The sequence below is a fragment of the Phaeodactylibacter sp. genome (assembly GCF_022763345.1).
GTDB lineage: Bacteria > Bacteroidota > Bacteroidia > Chitinophagales > Saprospiraceae > Phaeodactylibacter.
In genome coordinates, this window is sequence record NZ_JALEGS010000029.1 from 1 (window position 1) to 18,875 (window position 18,875).

Sequence of the window (18,875 nt, forward strand, 5' to 3'; positions counted from 1 at the left end):
CGAAGTGGTTTGCGACATCGGAGCAAGCCACTTCCCAGCGTAAATGCTGACATTGAGTAGGTTTGCTGTGGCAAACCACTTAATCGTCAGTATATCTTTCCCCGTTAAGCCCTTCATTTCGTAAATCATCGAAAAAAGAGGGCGTATCGGGAAGCATGCAGGAAAATTATATACTATTTTGTACCTGCAAAGCGTTAATAACGCATCAAATTGGTAATACATTCATTGTATATACATTCGTGGAATTATAATCATTGCTATTGAGTCGCACAGAAATGTGCGACTTTTTTTTGCGCGATCTCAAGTTTTTTTTCACAAGGATGCTTCTTGTTTCCTCTTTTTTACTGGATTTCTGCTACAGGTGTGTCGATTTTGTTTTTCACAAACCCTTGTTTTTGTCTTTGTTCTTCCCTGGATAATGTTGAATATTTGTACTGTGAGAGAGAAGAAACGTTGTCAACGGACCGTAAATCACCTTTCACCATTAAGATTTGAATATGTTCATGGGATTATAATTTGTTAGTAGTGAGCCGTTCGCTACGACAGCTGAACGGCTTACTATTTTTTATAATCTCCGATCAAGATAAAAGAGTACGATTCCAACTAGGTTAAACAAAGGTCGTTTACGTTTGGATACGTACTATTCGTGAGATTTTTTTAGATATGTTCATGGGATTATAAGCTAAGGCTGTGCGAAAAGCACAGCCTTTTTTAATACCCGTACCAATCGTCCCACCATTCTTTCAGCTGCCGCTTCAACTTCTGCTCTGCCGCATTATCCTGTGGCTCGAAAAGCTTTTGACCCTTTAGTTGATCCGGGAGGAAATCCTGTTGCACAAAGTTGCCCGGGAAATCGTGGCTGTATTTATAGTCTTTGCCATAGTCCAGGTCTTTCATCAGTTTAGTAGGGGCATTGCGCAGGTGCAGGGGCACCGGGAGGCTGCCGGTCTGCCGGACCAGCTGCTGAGCCTGATTGATAGCCATGTAAGCCGAGTTGCTTTTTGGGGAACTGGCCAGGTAGATGGCCGCCTGAGATAAAATAATCCGGCCTTCGGGCAGTCCGACCGCTTGCACGGCCTGGAAAGTAGTGGTCGCCATGAGTAGGGCATTGGGGTTGGCCAAACCAATATCCTCTGCCGCTGAAATCAGCAGCCGACGGGCAATAAACTTTACATCTTCCCCTCCTTCGATCATGCGGGCAAGCCAATAGACGGCCCCATTCGGATCGCTGCCCCTGATGGATTTGATAAAGGCCGATATGATATCGTAGTGCTGCTCTCCGCCTTTATCGTACCGGCTGATATTCTGCTGCAGCTTTTGGGTCACCATTTCATTGGTCACGGTGATGGGCTCGGAAGCCTTGCCGTAATTCGTCACCAATTCCAGGATGTTGTAAAGCTTCCGGGCATCCCCACCGGAGTGGAGGAGTATGGCATCGTAGTCCTCTATGTTGATTTTCTGCCCTTTCAAAAACTCATCTTCTTTGAGGGCCTGCTCAATAAGCCCGATCAGTTCATCCTTGCTGAGCGGTTCCAGCACATACACCTGGCAGCGGGAGAGGAGGGCTGGGATGACCTCAAAGGAAGGGTTTTCCGTAGTGGCTCCAATAAGCGTGATGACGCCTTCCTCCACTGCCCCGAGCAGGGAATCCTGCTGGGATTTGCTAAAGCGGTGGATCTCATCGATGAATAGGATGGGGTTGGGGCTATCGAAAAAGCGCTGGCTTTTGGCCCGCTGAATGGTTTCCCGCACATCCTTCACGCCGGAGTTGATCGCCGACAAGGTGTGAAAGGGCCGGTCAAGCTCATTAGCAATGATTTTCGCCAGGGTGGTCTTGCCGATGCCCGGCTGCCCCCAAAGAATAAAGGAAGGGATTTGACCAGACTCAATAGCCTGCCGCAGGACTGCACCCGATCCTACCAAATGTTGCTGCCCTACGTAATCTGCCAATTGGCGGGGGCGCATCCGTTCTGCCAGTGGTCTCATAAAAAATTATTTTTTTTCTTTTCTCACCCAACGCTTCACCCAAATTGCCCGTGAAGGTAACTGAAAGCTTTGCAAAGCTGAATGAATTATCAACAACTGTAGTACAAAAAACGAACATGAAGAAGATTATTACAATGACAACCGCGCTTTTACTGAGCGTTTTTGTTTTTGCTCAGAATCAGGTGACCGTCAGCGGAACGGTTACCAATACAGATGGCACGCCGGTAGAAGCACTGACCGTTGAGGTCTTTACGGACTCTCTGGTAAGCGGCGGCTTTTTATCTGCTGTTGCCCTTACCGATGAAAACGGCGCCTACTCGGTTGAGTTCACCCTCGATGATGCGGATACGCAGGGATGGGCATACGCCAGGATAACCAATTGTGATCAAAATTTCCTCTTTGGTGACGGGACTTGGTCCCCCGCAAATAGTGAGGTGGTTATTGACTTCACTTACTGTGATATTCAGATTACCTGTCAGGCTTTTGTTTATCCGGACTGGCAGGATAATGTAGTGGCTGCCACAATGATTGGAGTCGCGCCGTTTAGCTACGAATGGAGCACGGGAGCAACCACTCAGAGTATTGTGCCAGATGGCAGTGGGCTGTACTGCGCTACGGTAACCGATGCCTTAGGATGTGCGTCCACTGCATGTTATGATGCAACCGGAGGCAGCGGTTCAGACTCTACCTGCGTGGTCAACCTGGTTTCTTCCACAACCGCTGAAGGGCTGGTGATCGAAGCCTTTGCTTACGGGCTGGGCGCGATCGATTACTCCTGGAGTACGGGTGAGGCGACTTCCTCTATTGAAGTGACGGCAGCAGGGACGTACTGTGTGACCACTACGGATGCGGAGGGGTGTGAAGCTACGGCCTGCACCGATTACTTCCCAACTCCATGCGGAGTGAGCATTGAGCTTGATGCTCTTGGGATGGAACTACAGGCTATTCCGCAAGGTGTAGCGCCTTTTGCTTACAGCTGGAATACCGGTTCTACGTTCTCTACAACAGACATTGACCCCAATACAAACTTCTACTCCGTAACCGTATCTGATGCTGCAGGATGCACCGCCACGGCAACCTACTGGTATCAGGGTGGGGTAGACTCCTGCTCCGTTGAGATTATAGCAGTTCAGAATGGGACGATGTTGGAAGCCGTTGTTTCAGGCGCGACCGGGGCAGTTACCTATAACTGGAGTACCGGAGCGACTACCGCCACCATTCAGGACGTTGAGCCTGGCAATTACTGTGTGACCGTAACGACCGCCAATGGTTGCACTTCCACGGACTGTATTTTTATCGTTGACCCTTCAGCCCCCTTTATCATTGACGGATATGTTTACCTGCCCGACAGTATTAACGGTGGTGAGATGGAAGGTTGGGTTTATCTGATCGTGTACGACGAAGAAGAAGGCACCCTGACTGCCGTAGACACTACGGAAATGGAGAGCCTGGGCTTTGAGGGCGCAGCCTACTACAAGTTTGATGCGCAGCCTGCCGGTGAGTACCTGATCAAGGCAGCACTGGCACCCGGTACGAATGGGTATGAAAACCATCTGCCAACCTACTACAGCCATGTCCTTTGGTGGGACGAAGCCAATACGGTCACCCTGCCATTTAATGGCTGGGGCACCTTCAACTTTACCCTGATTCCCGGCGACAACCCTGGCGGTCCTGGATTTATCGGTGGGTACGTTGCAGATGGCGCGAACTTACAGTCTGGTGAGATCGAAGTCCGCGGCAGTGAACCCATGGAGGGCGTTTCCATCATCCTGCTGGACGAAGAAGAAAATCCGGTAAGCTATACCTACACGGATGCCAATGGCGAATTTATGTTCCCAAGCCTGGCATACGGTACCTACAAAGTGGTCATTGAGCACATCGGATACGAGCAGCAGTACTATTGGGTCACCCTGAGCGAGGACAACCCAGGTGCAGAAGGCCTTTATTTTGAAATCGGAGAAGAAAGCATTACTGATACCGACGAGCTGGTCCGTGAAGCTGCACTGTCTGTCTTCCCTAACCCGGCAACCTCCACCTTACAGGTAGTTGCTTCTGAAATGCAGGGGCAGGGCGCTATACAAGTGTGGAATGCGCAAGGACAGATGGTCCTCAGCCGCACGAATATAGAGATGAGCGGCACTACTACTACGCTTGACGTGAGCACACTGCCTGCAGGGATGTACTACCTGCAAGTAACCGCAGAAGGCCAGCTGCTGACCCAAAAGTGGATGAAGCAATAACACCCTTTACGATACGGGCTCAATCAGGGAATACCCGGTTGAGCCCGGTTTTTTGACAGGTTCTTGCTATTTTACACCAGAACAACCCATTAGTATAGCTTGGAAATAGACCCGAAGCTGATCAAGGATTGCCAGAATGGAAACCGGAAGGCACAGTTTGCCCTTTACCGGCTCTGCTATCCTTTGCTTATGGGCGTTTGTCTTCGCTACCGAAAAAACGAGCCGGATGCGGCAGCCATGCTTAATCAGGCTTTCCTGAAAATTCTGGATAACCTGGACCGGCTACCCGGTCATGTGCCCTTTGCCGCATGGGCTAAGCGGATTACTATTAACACCTTGATTGACGATTTCCGCAAGAACCGAAAGGTTAAAGAATTAATCGCCTCCACCTCCATCCACGACCTGCCGGAAGCGCAGGGCGGGGTGGATTATAATGAGGCAGACAAACAATTTGATGCAGAGCAACTGGAGGGCTTTATCCGTCAACTGCCGCCTATGACCTCCAAGGTGTTTAATTTATTTGCAATAGACGGCTATCCGCATACGGAAATTAGTAAGATGCTGGACATCAGTGAGGGGACTTCCCGCTGGCATTTGGCTTCCGCCCGTAAAAAACTGCAGGAAATGATACGCAACGCTATGAATGCTTCAAAGATCGTGTGATGATGGAACCAATGGACGAATTTTTCAGGAAGAAAATGGAAGGGCGGGACATGCCCTTCAACGAGGCGCACTGGGCCGACGCGCTGCAATTGCTGGATGACCGCGATGCCCGGCGCGGGGCGATCTGGTGGTGGCGGTCGGGGTTATTGGCTATTGTATTGGCAGTAGTGGTCTTTGCCCTATGGCCTTCCACATCGAAGCTGATTTCCACTTCTACCGCACCGCTAACAGAAAAACCGGCCGTTGAAAAGAAGGTGGTAAAGCGCTCCCTACCAAAGGAGGGTGGCCTGGCAATGCCTAACCGTGCTGCTGGTTCTGCGCAAGTTGCCAACCCTGCACAAGCCGCTAACCCTGCACAAGCCGCTAACCCTGCACAAGCTGCCAACCCTGAACAGGCTGCCAACCCTGAACAGGCTGCTACTTTAGCTGGTGATGAAACGGAGCCCGCCCCGTCGGTTGAATCCGCTTCCAAGGTGGAACTGCCGCAGGCAGCCTTACCAACAAATGGTGCTTCAAAGCTGAATGAACGCTCGATTCAGGCTGAAAACTCAAAGTCTGCCAATAATGATATACTCCATGAGCGCACGTTACCTCAGAATGCGCCTGCCGCTGAATCAGCTGCTCCGCCCATAGCGATGGAAGATCAGGAGGAGCAACAGGCAGGAAGACAAATGGTCGCTGTTTTTGATCCAATTCCTACCCTTTCATTTGCGTTGGAAAGAGGTGATCGCAGGGATGTGGGCGAATTGCCCGATCCTTGCTGGCCGGTCCGCAAGCGGTGGTCGGTACAAACCATACTAGGAGGCAGCCTGCCTGCCCAGGGCAATCAGGCTGGTGCACTGTTAGGTTTGGGCGCGAGCTGGCCGGGGCGTGATGGCTTCGGGCTTTACGCCGAAGGATTATACCGGATCAGGCCGTTGTCTGGCCTGCCGACGCAAACCTCCCTGCAACGTACCTACGGATTTGGTGTTACAGAAAATGCGTTTGAACTGAGGGCCAACAGCCTGCACTACGTAGATGTCAATGCAGGGGCTACTTATGCTCTTGGCCGTCATCAGTTGCACGCCGGTGCTGGCGCTACGTATCTGGTTGGTGCAAGAGGGCAACTGGAACAGGCGCAAAAGCCGGAAGCGGAACTGGATTACGGGCCCGTTTCCGCTATTTCAGAAGGGTGGATGGCCACAGAGGGGCTTTCCCGCTGGTTATTCCGGGCGCAGGCAGGATATGCATTTGAAGTCTTTCCCAATCTGCAGCTGGCAGGGCGCGTGCAGTATAGCATCACCCCAATCCTATCGGCTACGGCCCCTGAACAGCCCCGGTTGTCGCCGGTTTCATTTGATCTGATGCTTAAATACAAACTATGGTAAATTACAGATGGGCAATGGCGCTTTTGGGGAGTATGATGCTTGCCTTTATGGCATGCGATCCGACGGAGCTGCCGGAGCCCACCGATGGCGATCCTGTATTTCGGTTGGAGGGCAACCTCGACAGTGCCGCGTTTGAGCTGGCAGCAGGAGTAGATAATTATTTCATGTTCACAGAATTGTCCCCTACCAACGACGGGAACTTACAATCGTTGAGCCGCCTGGAAGAATTAGATTGCTCCACTGACTGTGCCCCCGGCTGGCAGTTTGAATTCAGTGGTAGTATTGCCGCTCTGGATAGCCTGCTGGGCATAGGGCAGGTCCCATTCATACAGCCCGGAACCTTCATTACAGATACGACCTACACACTTAATCTTACGGCTAATTCCATCCACTCTGGCGGCGCACCGGTCCTCAGCCACCAATGGGCTTTTTATGATGGTTCCACGGCTGTTACTTCTACTGTGGAAAAAGAAATACCGGGGCCTGGAGCTTATGAAGTCGAGCTTACCACCCTTACCGAGGGGGACTGCCAAAGCTATACCAGAAAAAGTTTCTCTTTTAACACCGTTCAGCAGGGATGTGAGGTGAGCTTTACCATTGACACTACGATTCTCTTTGATTCGCTTATCGTGGCGACGTATGATCAGGGTGGGGGCGCCGAGCAGCTTATTTGGCAAGACTCCATTATCGGTCAGCCCGGAGCCACTTTCAGCTTTTTCCCGCCACAGGGTGCCGGTCAGTTCACGCTTTGTTTGGAGGGCTTTTTTCAGGGAGGCTGCAATGCTGCTTCCTGCCAGACGATTCTTTTTGAACAGGCTGCAGTTTGCCGCAACCGCATAGATGGGGGCATAGAGACAACTATAAATACAGTAGTGGTCCCGGGGCCTTCCAGTGGGGTAGTCATCCGGTATCAAGATGAGCAGGGCAACCTCTATTCTACCGCAACAGGCAGCCAGGCTTCGGCCTTCAATTTTACTATTGAAAGTGCTGAACCCTATGAAAATAACAGCCTTGGGCAGCCGACCCTGCAATTGGGCATTCGTTTTCAGTGCCAGCTTTACGATGAGGCCGGAGCGCCCTGGAAAACAGCCGAAGGAACGGGCACCATCGCCGTAGCCATACCCGACTAAGTATGGTACTTCAACGGTTCTGGCATATGCGCCCCAATCACTATACAAACCGGATTTCATGAATAAAAGGGATTGTTTTTTGCGCGCTGGGGTTCCCGCCCTTAGGGGGAAAAGGGGCGTGCGGAGGCAAAAAAAATCAATCCCTTTTGAAAAATGTCTAGTAGTATGGTATGCGAGGCCATCCACTACAACTTACCTGCACAAGGAGAAAATTATTCCTTGAATAACCCCCTTAAACTTAGTACCTTTGAAAGGCACTATGAATTAAACCCTATTGCTTTGGCGTAGGGAGAAAAATGGTGACTTTTTTGCAACCTTTGCTGATGCAGTGCCGTAAAAGCTGCTGTACCCTCCATCTACTCCCCGTTCAAGCATACATTCCTATTCCAGATTGAAAAAAGCAGTAGGCTTCGGTTGTACCTGATATGCCGGTTGTGCATCAACGGCTCCTTAGTTTAACTGCTCTGACATTTACCTCCCTGAATGTGTCCCTGCGCATGCCACAGGCAGCGCATCACTAATTGTATTGGTCTAATTACCGGACGTATACGGTCGCTGCTGTGTAGGTCCAACTATGAGAAAACAAAAAAGTATGATACCTGGCCACGTACCCAGGGTGTTGACCTATTCAGGCAGCCCCTATCGGACATTGGAGGAGTTTTTCTTAAAACATCGGCCGCCCGAGCAGGCCTTTCTGATCAATGCCGCCCGCAACAGCACTATTGTTGGGGAAAAAGGGACCCGGCTGACCTTTCCTGCGCATTCACTTTCTACTACTACCGGCCAACGGATTGATGGACAAATTCAAGTCCGGCTTACGGAAATCAGTACGCCTGTTGAGCATCTGCTTGCTGCTCGGCCCACGGCTTCGGAAGACCGCGTGGTGGATGCCATCAGTCAGGTGCAATTCAACATATTCAAGGACGGAGCCCCACTGCAGCTCAACGAGCCGGTGATGATGGAAATCCCGGTTAGCCCGCACAATGCCCATCCACCAGGCAATGCAAAACTCTTCGCCCGCAGCCTGCCCACCGTGCGTTCTGTCAAGAGTAATACTTTCCTCGACTGGCGCCTGGTTAAAACTCCGGTGGAAGTGCGCAAGGTAGGAGACCGGCGCTATTTGGGTTTCCCGGTGCAGCGCTGCTCCTGGTACCAATGTGGTCATTTTTTTGCCCGAAAAGATGCCAAGGTCATGGTGACCGCCAAAATTATAGCCAATGCCGACAGCTTTGAAAGCCAGGAGGCCTTTCTTTGGCTGGACAATTCCAGTGTAATCACTAAATTGTATCCCAGTGACCGCCACTTCAGTGGGTTGAATATTCCGCGGCGGGCCTCCGGGCATGTCATCGCTTATGGGATGTCGAAAGGGCAACTTCATTTTGGCGCAGCCCGCCTGAAAAAAGCTGCGGATAAATTGCTGAATGTTTATATGCGACCCATGGCGGAAGCCGAAATTATTGAAGCTATACAGCATTTATGACCTCCGAAGCCTATGTCAACCTGCTAAAGGATGCCTTTCAAGCCAACGCTAACCCCGGGCAAGCCGCTCAGATGGAGGCCTATATGAAACACAATGCCCGGTTTTATGGGATCAAAACGCCGGAGCGGCAAGCCATTGTTAAAAAGCACATCACATCATGGGGGGTGCCAGAAGGAGAGGAGCTGAAAACCATATGCCGGTTGTGTTTCAAACCTGATGCGAACCGGGAGCTGCAATATGCCGTCAACGACTTGCTGCAAAAGTCACGCCGAAGGCTAACCCCTGATTTTCTGGACCTCGTGGAAGAATTAATTCCCCGGAATTGTTGGTGGGATACCGTCGATTTCCTTTCTCCCAAAATTGCCGGTGGGCTCCTGCTGCGCTTCCCGGAGTACCAAAAAGATTACCCTGACCGATGGATTGAATCTGACGACTTTTGGTTTCAGCGCGCCGCCATCATTTTCCAGTTGGGTTATAAGGAAAGAACGGACACCGATCGCCTTTTCCGCTACATCCTGCGCCGAGCGGACAGCAATGAGTTTTTTGTGCAAAAGGCAGCTGGCTGGGCCCTTCGACAGTACGCCCGAACGGCACCCAGCCTAATCCGTGACTTTATCCACCAAAACCCTCATCTTCCCAAACTCACCTTACGTGAAGCCACCAAACACCTGTAACCCGCCCACTCCGCACACCTACCGCAAATAAGACCCCCCATTTGCATCCAGCACGCACCCAGTCGTATACGCCGCCTGCTCCGACGCCAGAAAAAGGATACAATGCGCCATTTCCTCAGGTTGGGCGACTCTGCCATTTGGGATTTGACTGCGGATGGCCGCCCCGCTTTCGCCCTGCAGGTGCTCCGTTGTCATGTCTGTTTCCACAAAACCTGGAGCCAGCGTGCCGATGAAAATGTTGTGAGGGGCCAGGGCCTGAGCCAGGGACTGTGCCAATGCATTCATGCCGGCTTTTGATGCCCCATAGGCCGGGTGCGTAGGCTCTCCGCGGAATGCGCCGCGGGAGGATACAAAAACAATTCGCCCTCCGCCCTGCTCAATCATTTGTTGCGCAACGCAGTAGGTGACATTCGCTGCCCCCGTCAGATTGGTGTCCAGGGTCTGTTGCCAGGCCTCCTGCCATTCCTGATAACTCACTTCTGCAATTGGGTGAGGCCTAAAAACCCCCGCGTTATTGACCAGGATATCGATACCGCCCATTTCTCCAGATACGGCTTCCACCATGCGTTCCACCGCTTCAGGATGGCTGATGTTGGCCCGGACCGCAAAGTGGCCTTCGCCCGTAAGGCTGTTGATGGCATCGGCTGCCGCAGCTTTATTGCTGTTGAAATTGATGGCCACGCGTGCGCCTGCTTCCGCAAAAGCCTGTGCTGTAGCTTTGCCAATGCCCCGGGAGCCACCCGTAATCAGAACTCGTTTGCCTGTAAAATTCATAGACTTGCAGGGTTTACCGCAATAAAGCGAATAGGAATTGAACGTAGACGATTTTGGTAATCAAAGATACGGGCAACATTAACGTGAAGCCAATATTGGGAAGTTTGTTGCCTGCTTTTTCCAGCGCGAAATCCAGCACCGCCGGCTGACTGGCCACCATGCCCGTCAGAAAGCTGAAGGGTATCTTCAAAAGTTTGTAACCGATGAAAAGGGTAGCAATAGCCGTGATAAAACTGATGATTGTCCCGGCCAGGAAGATAATGCCACCACCGCCCTGCGCCACGGTATCTACAAAGGTATGTCCGGAATTCACGCCTACACCCGCCAGGAGCAGGATCAGGCCAATCTGCCGGAGCGTCAGGTTAGCGCTGTAAGGCAAGGTCCAGACAATAGGGCCGGTACGCCTCAGTGCTCCAAGGATTAGCGCCACGATGATAGGCCCACCAGCAAATCCCAGTTTAAAGGAAGCATCGCCGGGCAATTGAAAGGTAATCATGCCCAACAGCAGCCCCAGGGCCATGCCCAGCCCAAAACTTAGCAGGTTGATGCGGCTGAGGGCATCGTAGGAGTCCCCGAAGAGTTTGGAAATCTTTGGTATGTCCTGCCTGCGGGCTACAAAGCGGACCCGGTCGCCCAGCTCCAGCACGAGCTTAGAGTTGGCCAGCAGGTCAATATCGCCTCTTCTCACCCGAGTGATGATGGCGGCAAATCGTTCGTTGAGGTTGAGGGTAGACAGGCGTTCGCCCGCAATATCAGGATTGGAGACAAATATCCGGCGGGTGTCATATTCCGACCGGTCGGAGGACAGCCGAAAGGGCATGTTTTTGCCAATCAGCAAAGTGACCCGTTCAATTTCTTCTTCATCCGCCACCAATGCCACCTGATCGCCCACTTTCAAGGTGGTATCGTAATTGGTCAGCAGGGTCTCATCGCCTCTTACCAACCGCCCAAAGACCACATTCGCATTGAGCTGCCGCTTCAAGTCGCGCAGCGGGATGCCGGCAACATCGGGCTGTGTGACTTCAACGGTCTTGCTGGTTACCGTTTGGCGTACCGGGTATTCCTTTTTTAGCTCCCGCTCTTCGGCCAGATAGTCGATTTTCAGGAGGCGGTGCATGACATTAATCGCAATCATCACCCCGATGACGCCCATGGGGTAGGAGAGGGAGTAGCCAATGACCGCCCGTTCGCTCATGGACTTTGCGGCGGTATTTCCCAGATTAGCATTACTGATGGCATCCAGCAAGCCCGCCAGCGCAGGCGTATTGGTGGTGCTGCCGGCGTACAGCCCGGAGGTGGTGCTGGCATCAAAATGGAAAAGGAAATGCAGCCCAAAGGCAATGGAGGCCGACAGGGTGAGCATCACAATTACAAAGATGATATCCCTCGATCCCCGTTGCCGAAAAGTAGCGAAAAAGCTGGGCCCACTGCTCAGCCCAATCGTGTAGACAAACATCGCCAGCCCCAGGAAAATGATAATATCAGGGATATGGAGCTCCGGGCTCAGCCCGCCAACGCCAAGCCCGACGAACAGCACTGCAGCCACACCGAGATTGCTGCCGCGTATCCGGATACTGCCCACACCGTAGCCCAGGCCAGCTACTACGAATAATAGCAATAGAGGGTTTTCGATGAAGGCGTCAACCATGCAGCTGTTTTATTTCAGATTGCCTACATACTTGAAGAGGCGGCTCCAGTTGATGCCGTTGCCAATCGACCCTTCTTTTGTAGAGAACCAGATGATGATAGGCTTTCCGACGATGTGGTCTTCGGGGACGAAGCCCCAAACCCGGCTGTCTTCAGAGTTATGCCGGTTATCGCCCATAGCCCAGTAATAATTCATTTTGAAGGTATACTCGTCCGTTTCTTCCCCGTTGATGAAAATCTTTCCGTCCCGGACTGCGAGCTCGTTGCCTTCGTACACTCCAATAATGCGTTTGTAGAGGCTAATGTTTTCAGGGCTGACCTTTATTGTTGCCCCTTTTTCAGGCACATATACCGGCCCGTAGTTGTCCACTGTCCAGCCAGGGAAGTTTTTCGGGTCGTGCGGGAAGAGCTTCTCCGGGTTGGTATCCAGTTCGCCGATGTTCATCGGCTCCATCGTGATGCCTTCGTCCAAGTCCTGGATTTTAGCTTTTTGCTCGTTGGAGAGGACGATAATAAATGTGGTATTGCCCTGCTGAGCGATGATGTCCTCCGTGGAAATGCCCCAGTCTGAAAACGGACGGGTATTGATAGCGGTATTCGGGAAAGTCACCTGATACATATATTGCAGGTGCTCGGGATTATCTGCGGGCTGCCCATTGATGTACACCTGCCGGTCGCGGATTTCAAGGCTGTCGCCACCTACGGCAATTGCCCGCTTGATGTAGTGGTCTTTTTTGTCCATCGGGCGGACGACTAGCTTTTTATTCCCGCTCTTGATCTGTCGGGCGTACTGTGGCGGGATAGCGCCCCGATTGTAATCGTGTATGCTCCAGGTCCGGCCGGGGAAAATGTAGACGCTATCTCCCTCCGGGTAGTTGAAAACAATGGGGTCGTTGCGGTCAATGCTTTCGAGGGCAGGCAGACGGTAATAAGGCAACTTGGGCTTCTTCAGGTAAGACTCTGCGTCGATAACCGGCGCACGGTTATGCAAAAGCGGAATCATGGCTATTGTTTCCGGCGTGCGGATGCCATAGTGGGCTTTGCTAACAAACAGAAAATCTCCAACCAGCAGGGACCCCTCCATCGAAGAGGTTGGGATCACGTAGGCTTCGATTAGGAACATGCGGATGAAAGCCGCTGCAAAAACCGCAAAAATCACGGCCTCCGCCCATTCCCGGACCTGAGACTTATGGTAAGGGTTGCTGCTCTGTAGTTTCTTCAGCTTTCGGGTTTGGTTCTCCTCCTGTGCTTCCAGAAGTTGTTGTTTGTACTCCGCCTCTTTGACCAGTGTAGGACCGTCGTACTGTTCCTCCGGCTTGAAAGCCAGGAAGAAAAAGTAAAAGGGCGCGAAAAGCACTGCCAGCACACTGTCCAGGAAACCATAGTGCCGGAACGAGCGCACCATATCAATGGCCATGCCCGCATAGATAAAAATATTGACAATGGGGAACAGCAGCCAGGCCGCATACGTGCCTTTCCGGCCGATGAGCTTGCACCATTCCACGAAATTCAGGCCAGGGACCAGGCCCTTCCACCCGTCTACCCCCGCCTTGGGAAACAAAAAGAAAAGGCTGATGGAGAGCAGAATATAACTGATCAATAAAAAGAGAAAGAAACCCATGCCGTGTTGATTTACTTTTGGTAACGCGCAAATATACTCCTTCGGGACGGAAAAAAAATATACGGCTGCACTTTCGGCCGTTTGCAGCTTCGAGAGCTGCTGCTGTAAAGGTGCAAGTTAAAGCCGAACAGGAGCGTTCCGGAGGATTCGCATAAGCAAAACGCCTGGTAAGGGCTTCCATTGCAGGCACTTGGACGAAAACCGGCAATTATCAGATGAATTACTGTATTTAAGGGGAGTGTGATCCCGAAATCCTAAAACTAAGAAGGACAGAACCAGGGTTTGTTCCTATTGTTTAGAATAAAGCAGGCAGGCCCATTCCCCGCTTGCCAATCGCCGTTTTTCGGATGGTAGTCGAAAAAAAGTGGCAGCTTCGGGCAAAAGCCCTTATTATTGAAACTGAATCAACTCAGTCTATGGAACCGAAAGATTTCTTCGATTACGGTATCAAAAAAGTAAAATCGCAGTTTATGAGCGAATCAACAAGCGAGCGCAGCAAACACGTCGACACGATTATCCGCAACCACATCATTTGGTCAATGGGCTCCGGTCTGATTCCGGTGCTGATTGCCGATATTTTTGCAGTAAGCGCGGTGCAGTTGGATATGATCCGGCAAATGAGCAAGGTGTATGATGTGGATTTCTCAGAGACGCAGGGCAAAGCTATTGTTACTTCACTCACAAGTTCCACGTTGGCCCGGATTGGCGCCGGCAGCCTGGCGAAAATGATCCCGGTCGTAGGTTCTGTAGTTGGCGGTATTACGGTATCGGTATTTGCAGGGGCTTCGACTTATGCCCTTGGGCAGGTATTCAAGCGGCATTACGAGTCAGGAGGCACTATTTTGGACTTTGACCCCGCCCGCCTGAAAAAAATGTACAAGGAACAGTTTGAGAAAGGCAAGAAAGTTGCCGAGCAGCTGCGCAAAGACAAAGCTGCCAAACAAGCTGCGGAATCTGCCACCGAAGAGAATCCGGCAGATTATGCTCAGCCGGAAGCTAATGAGCCCACCGCCACTGAGCCTCCGAAAAGCAAAGAGGATGTACTCGACCGCTTGCGGGAGCTGGGCAAACTGTGGGAGGAGGGCATCATCTCTGAGGAAGAGTTTCAGTCAATGAAGGCGAAGCTGATTGCGGCTTTTTAGCAGAAGATTTCCACGAATCCATTAAAACCGGGCTGCGGGTTGCACCGACTGATCTGTGAATTGCCCGGCCTGATACTTAAAGTAGCCCGCCACGGCAATCATAGCCGCATTATCGGTACAGTATTCAAATTTGGGGATATAGGTCTGCCAGCCTTCTTTTCGGCCCATTTCCGACAGCCCGCTGCGCAAAGCCGAGTTGGCGGACACACCACCGGCAATAGCGATTTCCTTGATCCCGGTGCGCCGGGCTGCCTTGCGGAGCCGCTTGAGCAGGATGCTGACGATACGGTCCTGTACAGAAGCACAGATGTCATTCAGGTGCTGCTCTATAAATTCCGGGTCCTCTTTAATTTTTTCCTTTAGAAAGTAAAGAATGGAGGTTTTCAGGCCGCTGAAGCTGAAGTCCAGATCCGGTATCCTCGGTTCCGGAAAGTCATAAACCGGTTTGCCCTGTTGCGCCAGCTTGTCAATGATCGGCCCGGCAGGGTATTCCAATCCAAGCAATTTTCCGGTTTTGTCAAATGCCTCCCCTGCGGCATCGTCCAGGGTTTGCCCCAGAACTTCCATGCGGTCAGGTGCGCTGACCTTCACAATTTGGGTATGCCCGCCGGAAACAGTCAGGCAGAGGAAAGGGAACTTTGGCTTTGGGTCCTCCGCAAAATGCGCCAGCACATGCGCATCCATATGGTTAACCTCAATCAGAGGGATATTAAGGCTAAGGGCCAGCGATTTAGCGAAAGCGACCCCTACAATGAGGGAGCCCATCAGGCCTGGGCCCCGGGTGAAGGCTACTGCATCAAGGTCGGTTTTTTTGATGCCTGCCTGCCTGATGGCCAGGTCCACTACCGGAATAATATTAATTTGGTGAGCGCGGGATGCAACCTCCGGCACCACCCCTCCGTATAACCGGTGCGCATCCTGATTGGCAACACAGTTGCTCAGGATTTCCCCATCCATAAGCACAGAAGCAGAAGTATCATCGCAGGACGACTCTATCGCCAGTAAGGTGGTAGGCATATTGCTGAATTCATTTTATTTATCGCAAACATAAGTAACAATCCCAAAATCAGTATAGATTATGGCAGCGCCAGCATTAAGGAAGAAAAAGCAACCATCCGAGTCCAACGCTTCATCAGCAGCCCTGCGCAGCACGGATGCTAACTGTGTGGTTTCAACGGGGACCCACATTGAAGGCGATTTTAGGTCAGAGGAGAACATCCGGCTCGACGGCTCCGTCAAAGGGACCGTTCATTGCAGCAAGCGCCTCGTAGTCGGGGAGAAAGGAGCCATTGAAGGCGAAATAAAAGCAGGTACCGCCGTCATATCCGGGCGAATCACCGGCAACCTCACCGTTGATGGGGCTTTACAGCTTACCAGCACTGCAAGAATTGAAGGAGATATACAAGCTAAGCTTATGTCTGTGGAAGAAGGCGCAACCTACAACGGCGCCTGCCGGATTGGCGAATAAGGGGCATTGACCTGTCCTCAGCTAGCAGGCTGAAGTTCAGTAAGATTTGTTGAAGGAAAGTATGAACCGGTGCCTTTCTGCCACAGGACGGTAAAATTGCTCGCAGGCTGATACCAGTTTTTCGGGGGAAATTATTTATACTTGCGTCAAAACAAACCGAAAAATGAGAATAGTCATTAACCTGATTCTAGCCGCCATCGTAGTAGGTTTGGTCTGGGTACTGATCAGCAGTATTCAGGAGCCTATCGCTTTCAAAGCCGAAAAAGAAAAGCGGGAAAATGCTGTGATTGACAAACTGATGAAGATCCGTACGGCTCAGGAAGCCTTCCGGAACATCAAGGGTGGTTTTGCGCCTTCCTTTGATTCTTTGTCTTATGTGCTCAAGAACGACAGCTTTGCCATCGTCAAAGTGATTGGTGACCCTGATGATCCAAACTTTACCGGCGAAATCATTTATGACACGACTTATCTCCCCGCTTATGATTCCATTCGGGCGGTGATGGGAATGTCATTAGATTCTCTGCGCTTTGTCCCTTACGGACGCGGTAAGTCCTTTGACATCAAAGCGGATACCATTACTTACCAAAGTACAACGGTACCTGTTGTGGAAGTAGGTGTACGCCGCAAAGAGTTTATGGGTGCCTTCAAGGACCCCCGCTTTGCTCGTTACGACAGCGGCTACGATCCCAATAGCGTATTGAAGTTTGGTAATATGAATGCACCAAACCTCTCTGGCAATTGGGAAAGATAATCCAACAGCTCATATCGCCAACTTTTGAACTGAGTCATACGAAAACCTATGAACTGTCCATCCTTTTGGGGGTGGACAGTTTTGGTTTTGCTGTAATCAGTGATCAACAGCGGCTTCTTGCACTCCGCCAATATAGCCTGGAGGGCAGTCCTATGGATGCGGAATCTTTGGAGGAACTGGCCCGAAAAGATGAATACCTGTCAGCTACCTACCGCAACAGCCGCCTGGCTTTTGCTACTCCCCGGCAGGTCATTGTGCCAGAACGGCTTTACAACCCTGATGATCATCTTACTTACCTGGAAGGCAGTGTACGGTTGACCAGTCAGGATACGGTTCGGGCCGATCATGTCGCCTCCCTTCGGACTTATTTTGTCTATGCTGTAGATGGCAGGCTTGAAGCTGCTGCGCAGCGTTTGTTTTCAGGTAGCCGGATATTTCACCTTGGAAATGCGCTCCTGGAAGGGCAGCGCCGGCTTACGAATCATGCGGATGGTGCTTATTTCCACCTGTTGGACGGGCAACTGTTCGCTAGCGTTTTGCAGAATGGTACGCTGGCGTTTTTCAATGCTTACCAATACCGGAGCGCAAAGGATTTTGTCTACTACGCTATGCTGGTATTTGAGCAGGCGGTGCTCAGCGCGGAATCCACGCCGGTTTACCTCAGCGGGCAATTGGTGGAAGCTTCCGAAATTTACCGCCTGCTTTCCCGCTACCTGCCGCTCATGGAGTTCATGGACAGCCGGGCGATTTTCCGGTTTGATTTGGAAAACGACCGGGAAGTGGCCTACCAATACTTCGATTTGCTCAGCCTGAGCTTGCTTTAACTATTTACTTATGCGGATTATAGGAGGAGCCTTCAAAGGGCGGCGTTTCAACCCACCTGCAAAAAACTGGCCGACCCGGCCTACGACAGACTTCGCTAAGGAAGGCCTGTTTAATATCTTGTACAATACCTTTGATTTTGAATCCCTCAGGGTGCTTGATCTCTTTGGCGGCACGGGCAACCACAGCTACGAGTTTATCTCCCGAGGCTGCCGCGATGTGACGTATGTAGATAAGTTTCCGGGCTGCGTCAAATTCGTAAAGAAAACAGCAAAAGAGTTGGAGATCGAAGATCAGATCCGGATCGTTCACAGTGACGTATTTAAATTCATGCCCCTGGATGGGCAGCAATACGACTACATTTTTGCCGGCCCGCCTTACGGTTTGCCGGTCATTGACAGTATTCCTGACCTGGTCTTCGAGAACGGCTTGCTGGCGCCCGATGGCCTCTTTGTGATGGAGCACAATCCCAACCACAGCTATCAGGATCACCCCAACTACGAGCAGGAGCGGCATTACGGGAAAACGATTTTCAGCTTCTTCGGTCATATTACGGAAGTAGAAGCCTGACCTTCCTTTTTCGCTCAATGGGAACTACCCTCCGGGCTGAAGTGTTGTCCAATCGACCCGGCTTAAAAAAATGAAAGGAATCTAATTTGCAAGCGGCTATGAAATTGTTTTATCTACTACTGTTACTGGCCTTTCCGGCGGTTACTCAAGCACAGTATGACTTCACTGGCACCTGGACAGGCACCCTCACTCAAAATACCGGAGGGTATGCTCCGGAGTATGAGTTTACGCTCTACCTGCAACAGGAAGGGAAAAAAATTACCGGTCGTTCCTACGTCAAATACGGAAATATCTTTGCTGAAATGAAGCTGGAGGGACAGCTGGTTGGCGATAAAGCCATTCACTGGGAGGAGAGCAAGATCATTGACCACTGGAAGCACGAGAATATGGAGTGGTGCTACAAGGAGGCGACGCTGTTCATCGTAGCTCAGGGTAAAGAAGACAAGCTGGAGGGCCCCTGGAGCGGCAATACCGGCGATTCGGAATGTATCCCAGGCAAAATCATGCTCAGGCGTACTTCCCCCCGTGCCTGAACCTCTT

At 51.4% G+C, this 18,875-nt stretch carries 17 protein-coding genes; 12 read left to right on the forward strand and 5 right to left on the reverse strand.

The window, feature by feature from the left end; all coding sequences use genetic code 11:
- Positions 1-711: 711 nt before the first annotated feature.
- On the reverse strand, positions 712-1,986 hold the full coding sequence (locus MRY86_RS07975; protein WP_293564882.1) for a replication-associated recombination protein A: 1,275 nt from the start codon (positions 1,984-1,986) through the stop codon (positions 712-714).
- Positions 1,987-2,102: 116 nt separating this feature from the next.
- On the opposite strand from MRY86_RS07975, the gene MRY86_RS07980 reads away from it, so the two are divergent.
- From MRY86_RS07980 to MRY86_RS08005, 6 genes are all read left to right on the forward strand, one after another.
- Entirely contained in the window at positions 2,103-4,226 is a 2,124-nt protein-coding gene (locus tag MRY86_RS07980) for a carboxypeptidase regulatory-like domain-containing protein (RefSeq protein ID WP_293564881.1), read from the forward strand.
- Positions 4,227-4,325: 99 nt separating this feature from the next.
- The gene (locus MRY86_RS07985) at positions 4,326-4,889 is read left to right on the forward strand and encodes a sigma-70 family RNA polymerase sigma factor (RefSeq protein WP_293564880.1); all 564 of its coding nucleotides are present in this window, start codon (positions 4,326-4,328) and stop codon (positions 4,887-4,889) included.
- Entirely contained in the window at positions 4,889-6,256 is a 1,368-nt protein-coding gene (locus tag MRY86_RS07990) for a hypothetical protein (protein ID WP_293564879.1), read from the forward strand. Before MRY86_RS07985 ends, MRY86_RS07990 begins: the two co-directional genes overlap by 1 nt.
- A complete protein-coding gene (locus tag MRY86_RS07995) occupies positions 6,250-7,386 on the forward strand; it encodes a PKD domain-containing protein (RefSeq protein ID WP_293564877.1) in 1,137 nt (378 codons plus the stop codon). Before MRY86_RS07990 ends, MRY86_RS07995 begins: the two co-directional genes overlap by 7 nt.
- A 592-nt stretch (positions 7,387-7,978) precedes the next feature.
- Positions 7,979-8,866 carry a hypothetical protein gene (locus tag MRY86_RS08000; protein WP_293564875.1) on the forward strand — a complete coding sequence of 296 codons (888 nt, stop codon included), beginning with the start codon at positions 7,979-7,981 and terminating at the stop codon, positions 8,864-8,866.
- The gene (locus MRY86_RS08005; protein ID WP_293564874.1) at positions 8,863-9,540 is read left to right on the forward strand and encodes a DNA alkylation repair protein; all 678 of its coding nucleotides are present in this window, start codon (positions 8,863-8,865) and stop codon (positions 9,538-9,540) included. The genes MRY86_RS08000 and MRY86_RS08005 overlap by 4 nt, the downstream gene beginning before the upstream one ends.
- A gap of 18 nt (positions 9,541-9,558) precedes the next feature.
- Here the strand turns inward: MRY86_RS08005 and MRY86_RS08010 are convergent, their stop codons facing one another.
- The 3 genes from MRY86_RS08010 to lepB are packed head-to-tail and all read right to left on the reverse strand — an operon-like array spanning position 9,559 to position 13,582.
- Positions 9,559-10,314 carry an SDR family oxidoreductase gene (locus tag MRY86_RS08010; RefSeq protein ID WP_293564873.1) on the reverse strand — a complete coding sequence of 252 codons (756 nt, stop codon included), beginning with the start codon at positions 10,312-10,314 and terminating at the stop codon, positions 9,559-9,561.
- A 13-nt stretch (positions 10,315-10,327) separates the two neighbouring features.
- A complete protein-coding gene (locus tag MRY86_RS08015; RefSeq protein ID WP_293564871.1) occupies positions 10,328-11,962 on the reverse strand; it encodes an aspartate:alanine exchanger family transporter in 1,635 nt (544 codons plus the stop codon).
- A gap of 9 nt (positions 11,963-11,971) precedes the next feature.
- Positions 11,972-13,582, reverse strand: coding sequence for a signal peptidase I (gene lepB, locus MRY86_RS08020; RefSeq protein ID WP_293564869.1), 1,611 nt, complete (start codon positions 13,580-13,582; stop codon positions 11,972-11,974).
- Positions 13,583-13,998: 416 nt separating this feature from the next.
- On the opposite strand from lepB, the gene MRY86_RS08025 reads away from it, so the two are divergent.
- Positions 13,999-14,724, forward strand: a complete 726-nt coding sequence (locus MRY86_RS08025; RefSeq protein WP_293564868.1) for a DUF697 domain-containing protein — start codon at positions 13,999-14,001, stop codon at positions 14,722-14,724.
- A gap of 21 nt (positions 14,725-14,745) precedes the next feature.
- Here the strand turns inward: MRY86_RS08025 and tsaD are convergent, their stop codons facing one another.
- The gene (gene tsaD / locus MRY86_RS08030; protein ID WP_293564866.1) at positions 14,746-15,741 is read right to left on the reverse strand and encodes a tRNA (adenosine(37)-N6)-threonylcarbamoyltransferase complex transferase subunit TsaD; all 996 of its coding nucleotides are present in this window, start codon (positions 15,739-15,741) and stop codon (positions 14,746-14,748) included.
- 61 nt (positions 15,742-15,802) lie between these two features.
- Here tsaD and MRY86_RS08035 point away from each other — a divergent pair, with 61 nt between their 5' ends.
- The 5 genes from MRY86_RS08035 to MRY86_RS08055 all read left to right on the forward strand — a co-directional run bounded on the left by MRY86_RS08035 (position 15,803) and on the right by MRY86_RS08055 (position 18,868).
- Complete coding sequence (locus MRY86_RS08035) at positions 15,803-16,192, forward strand: polymer-forming cytoskeletal protein (protein ID WP_293564864.1); 390 nt, start codon at positions 15,803-15,805, stop codon at positions 16,190-16,192.
- Between the two features lie 163 nt (positions 16,193-16,355).
- On the forward strand, positions 16,356-16,943 hold the full coding sequence (locus tag MRY86_RS08040) for a hypothetical protein (protein ID WP_293564862.1): 588 nt from the start codon (positions 16,356-16,358) through the stop codon (positions 16,941-16,943).
- Entirely contained in the window at positions 16,931-17,767 is an 837-nt protein-coding gene (locus tag MRY86_RS08045; protein WP_293564860.1) for a DUF3822 family protein, read from the forward strand. Before MRY86_RS08040 ends, MRY86_RS08045 begins: the two co-directional genes overlap by 13 nt.
- A gap of 10 nt (positions 17,768-17,777) precedes the next feature.
- A complete protein-coding gene (locus MRY86_RS08050) occupies positions 17,778-18,335 on the forward strand; it encodes an RsmD family RNA methyltransferase (protein WP_293564858.1) in 558 nt (185 codons plus the stop codon).
- 98 nt (positions 18,336-18,433) lie between these two features.
- Complete coding sequence (locus MRY86_RS08055; RefSeq protein WP_293564856.1) at positions 18,434-18,868, forward strand: hypothetical protein; 435 nt, start codon at positions 18,434-18,436, stop codon at positions 18,866-18,868.
- The last annotated feature ends 7 nt before the right edge of the window (positions 18,869-18,875 follow it).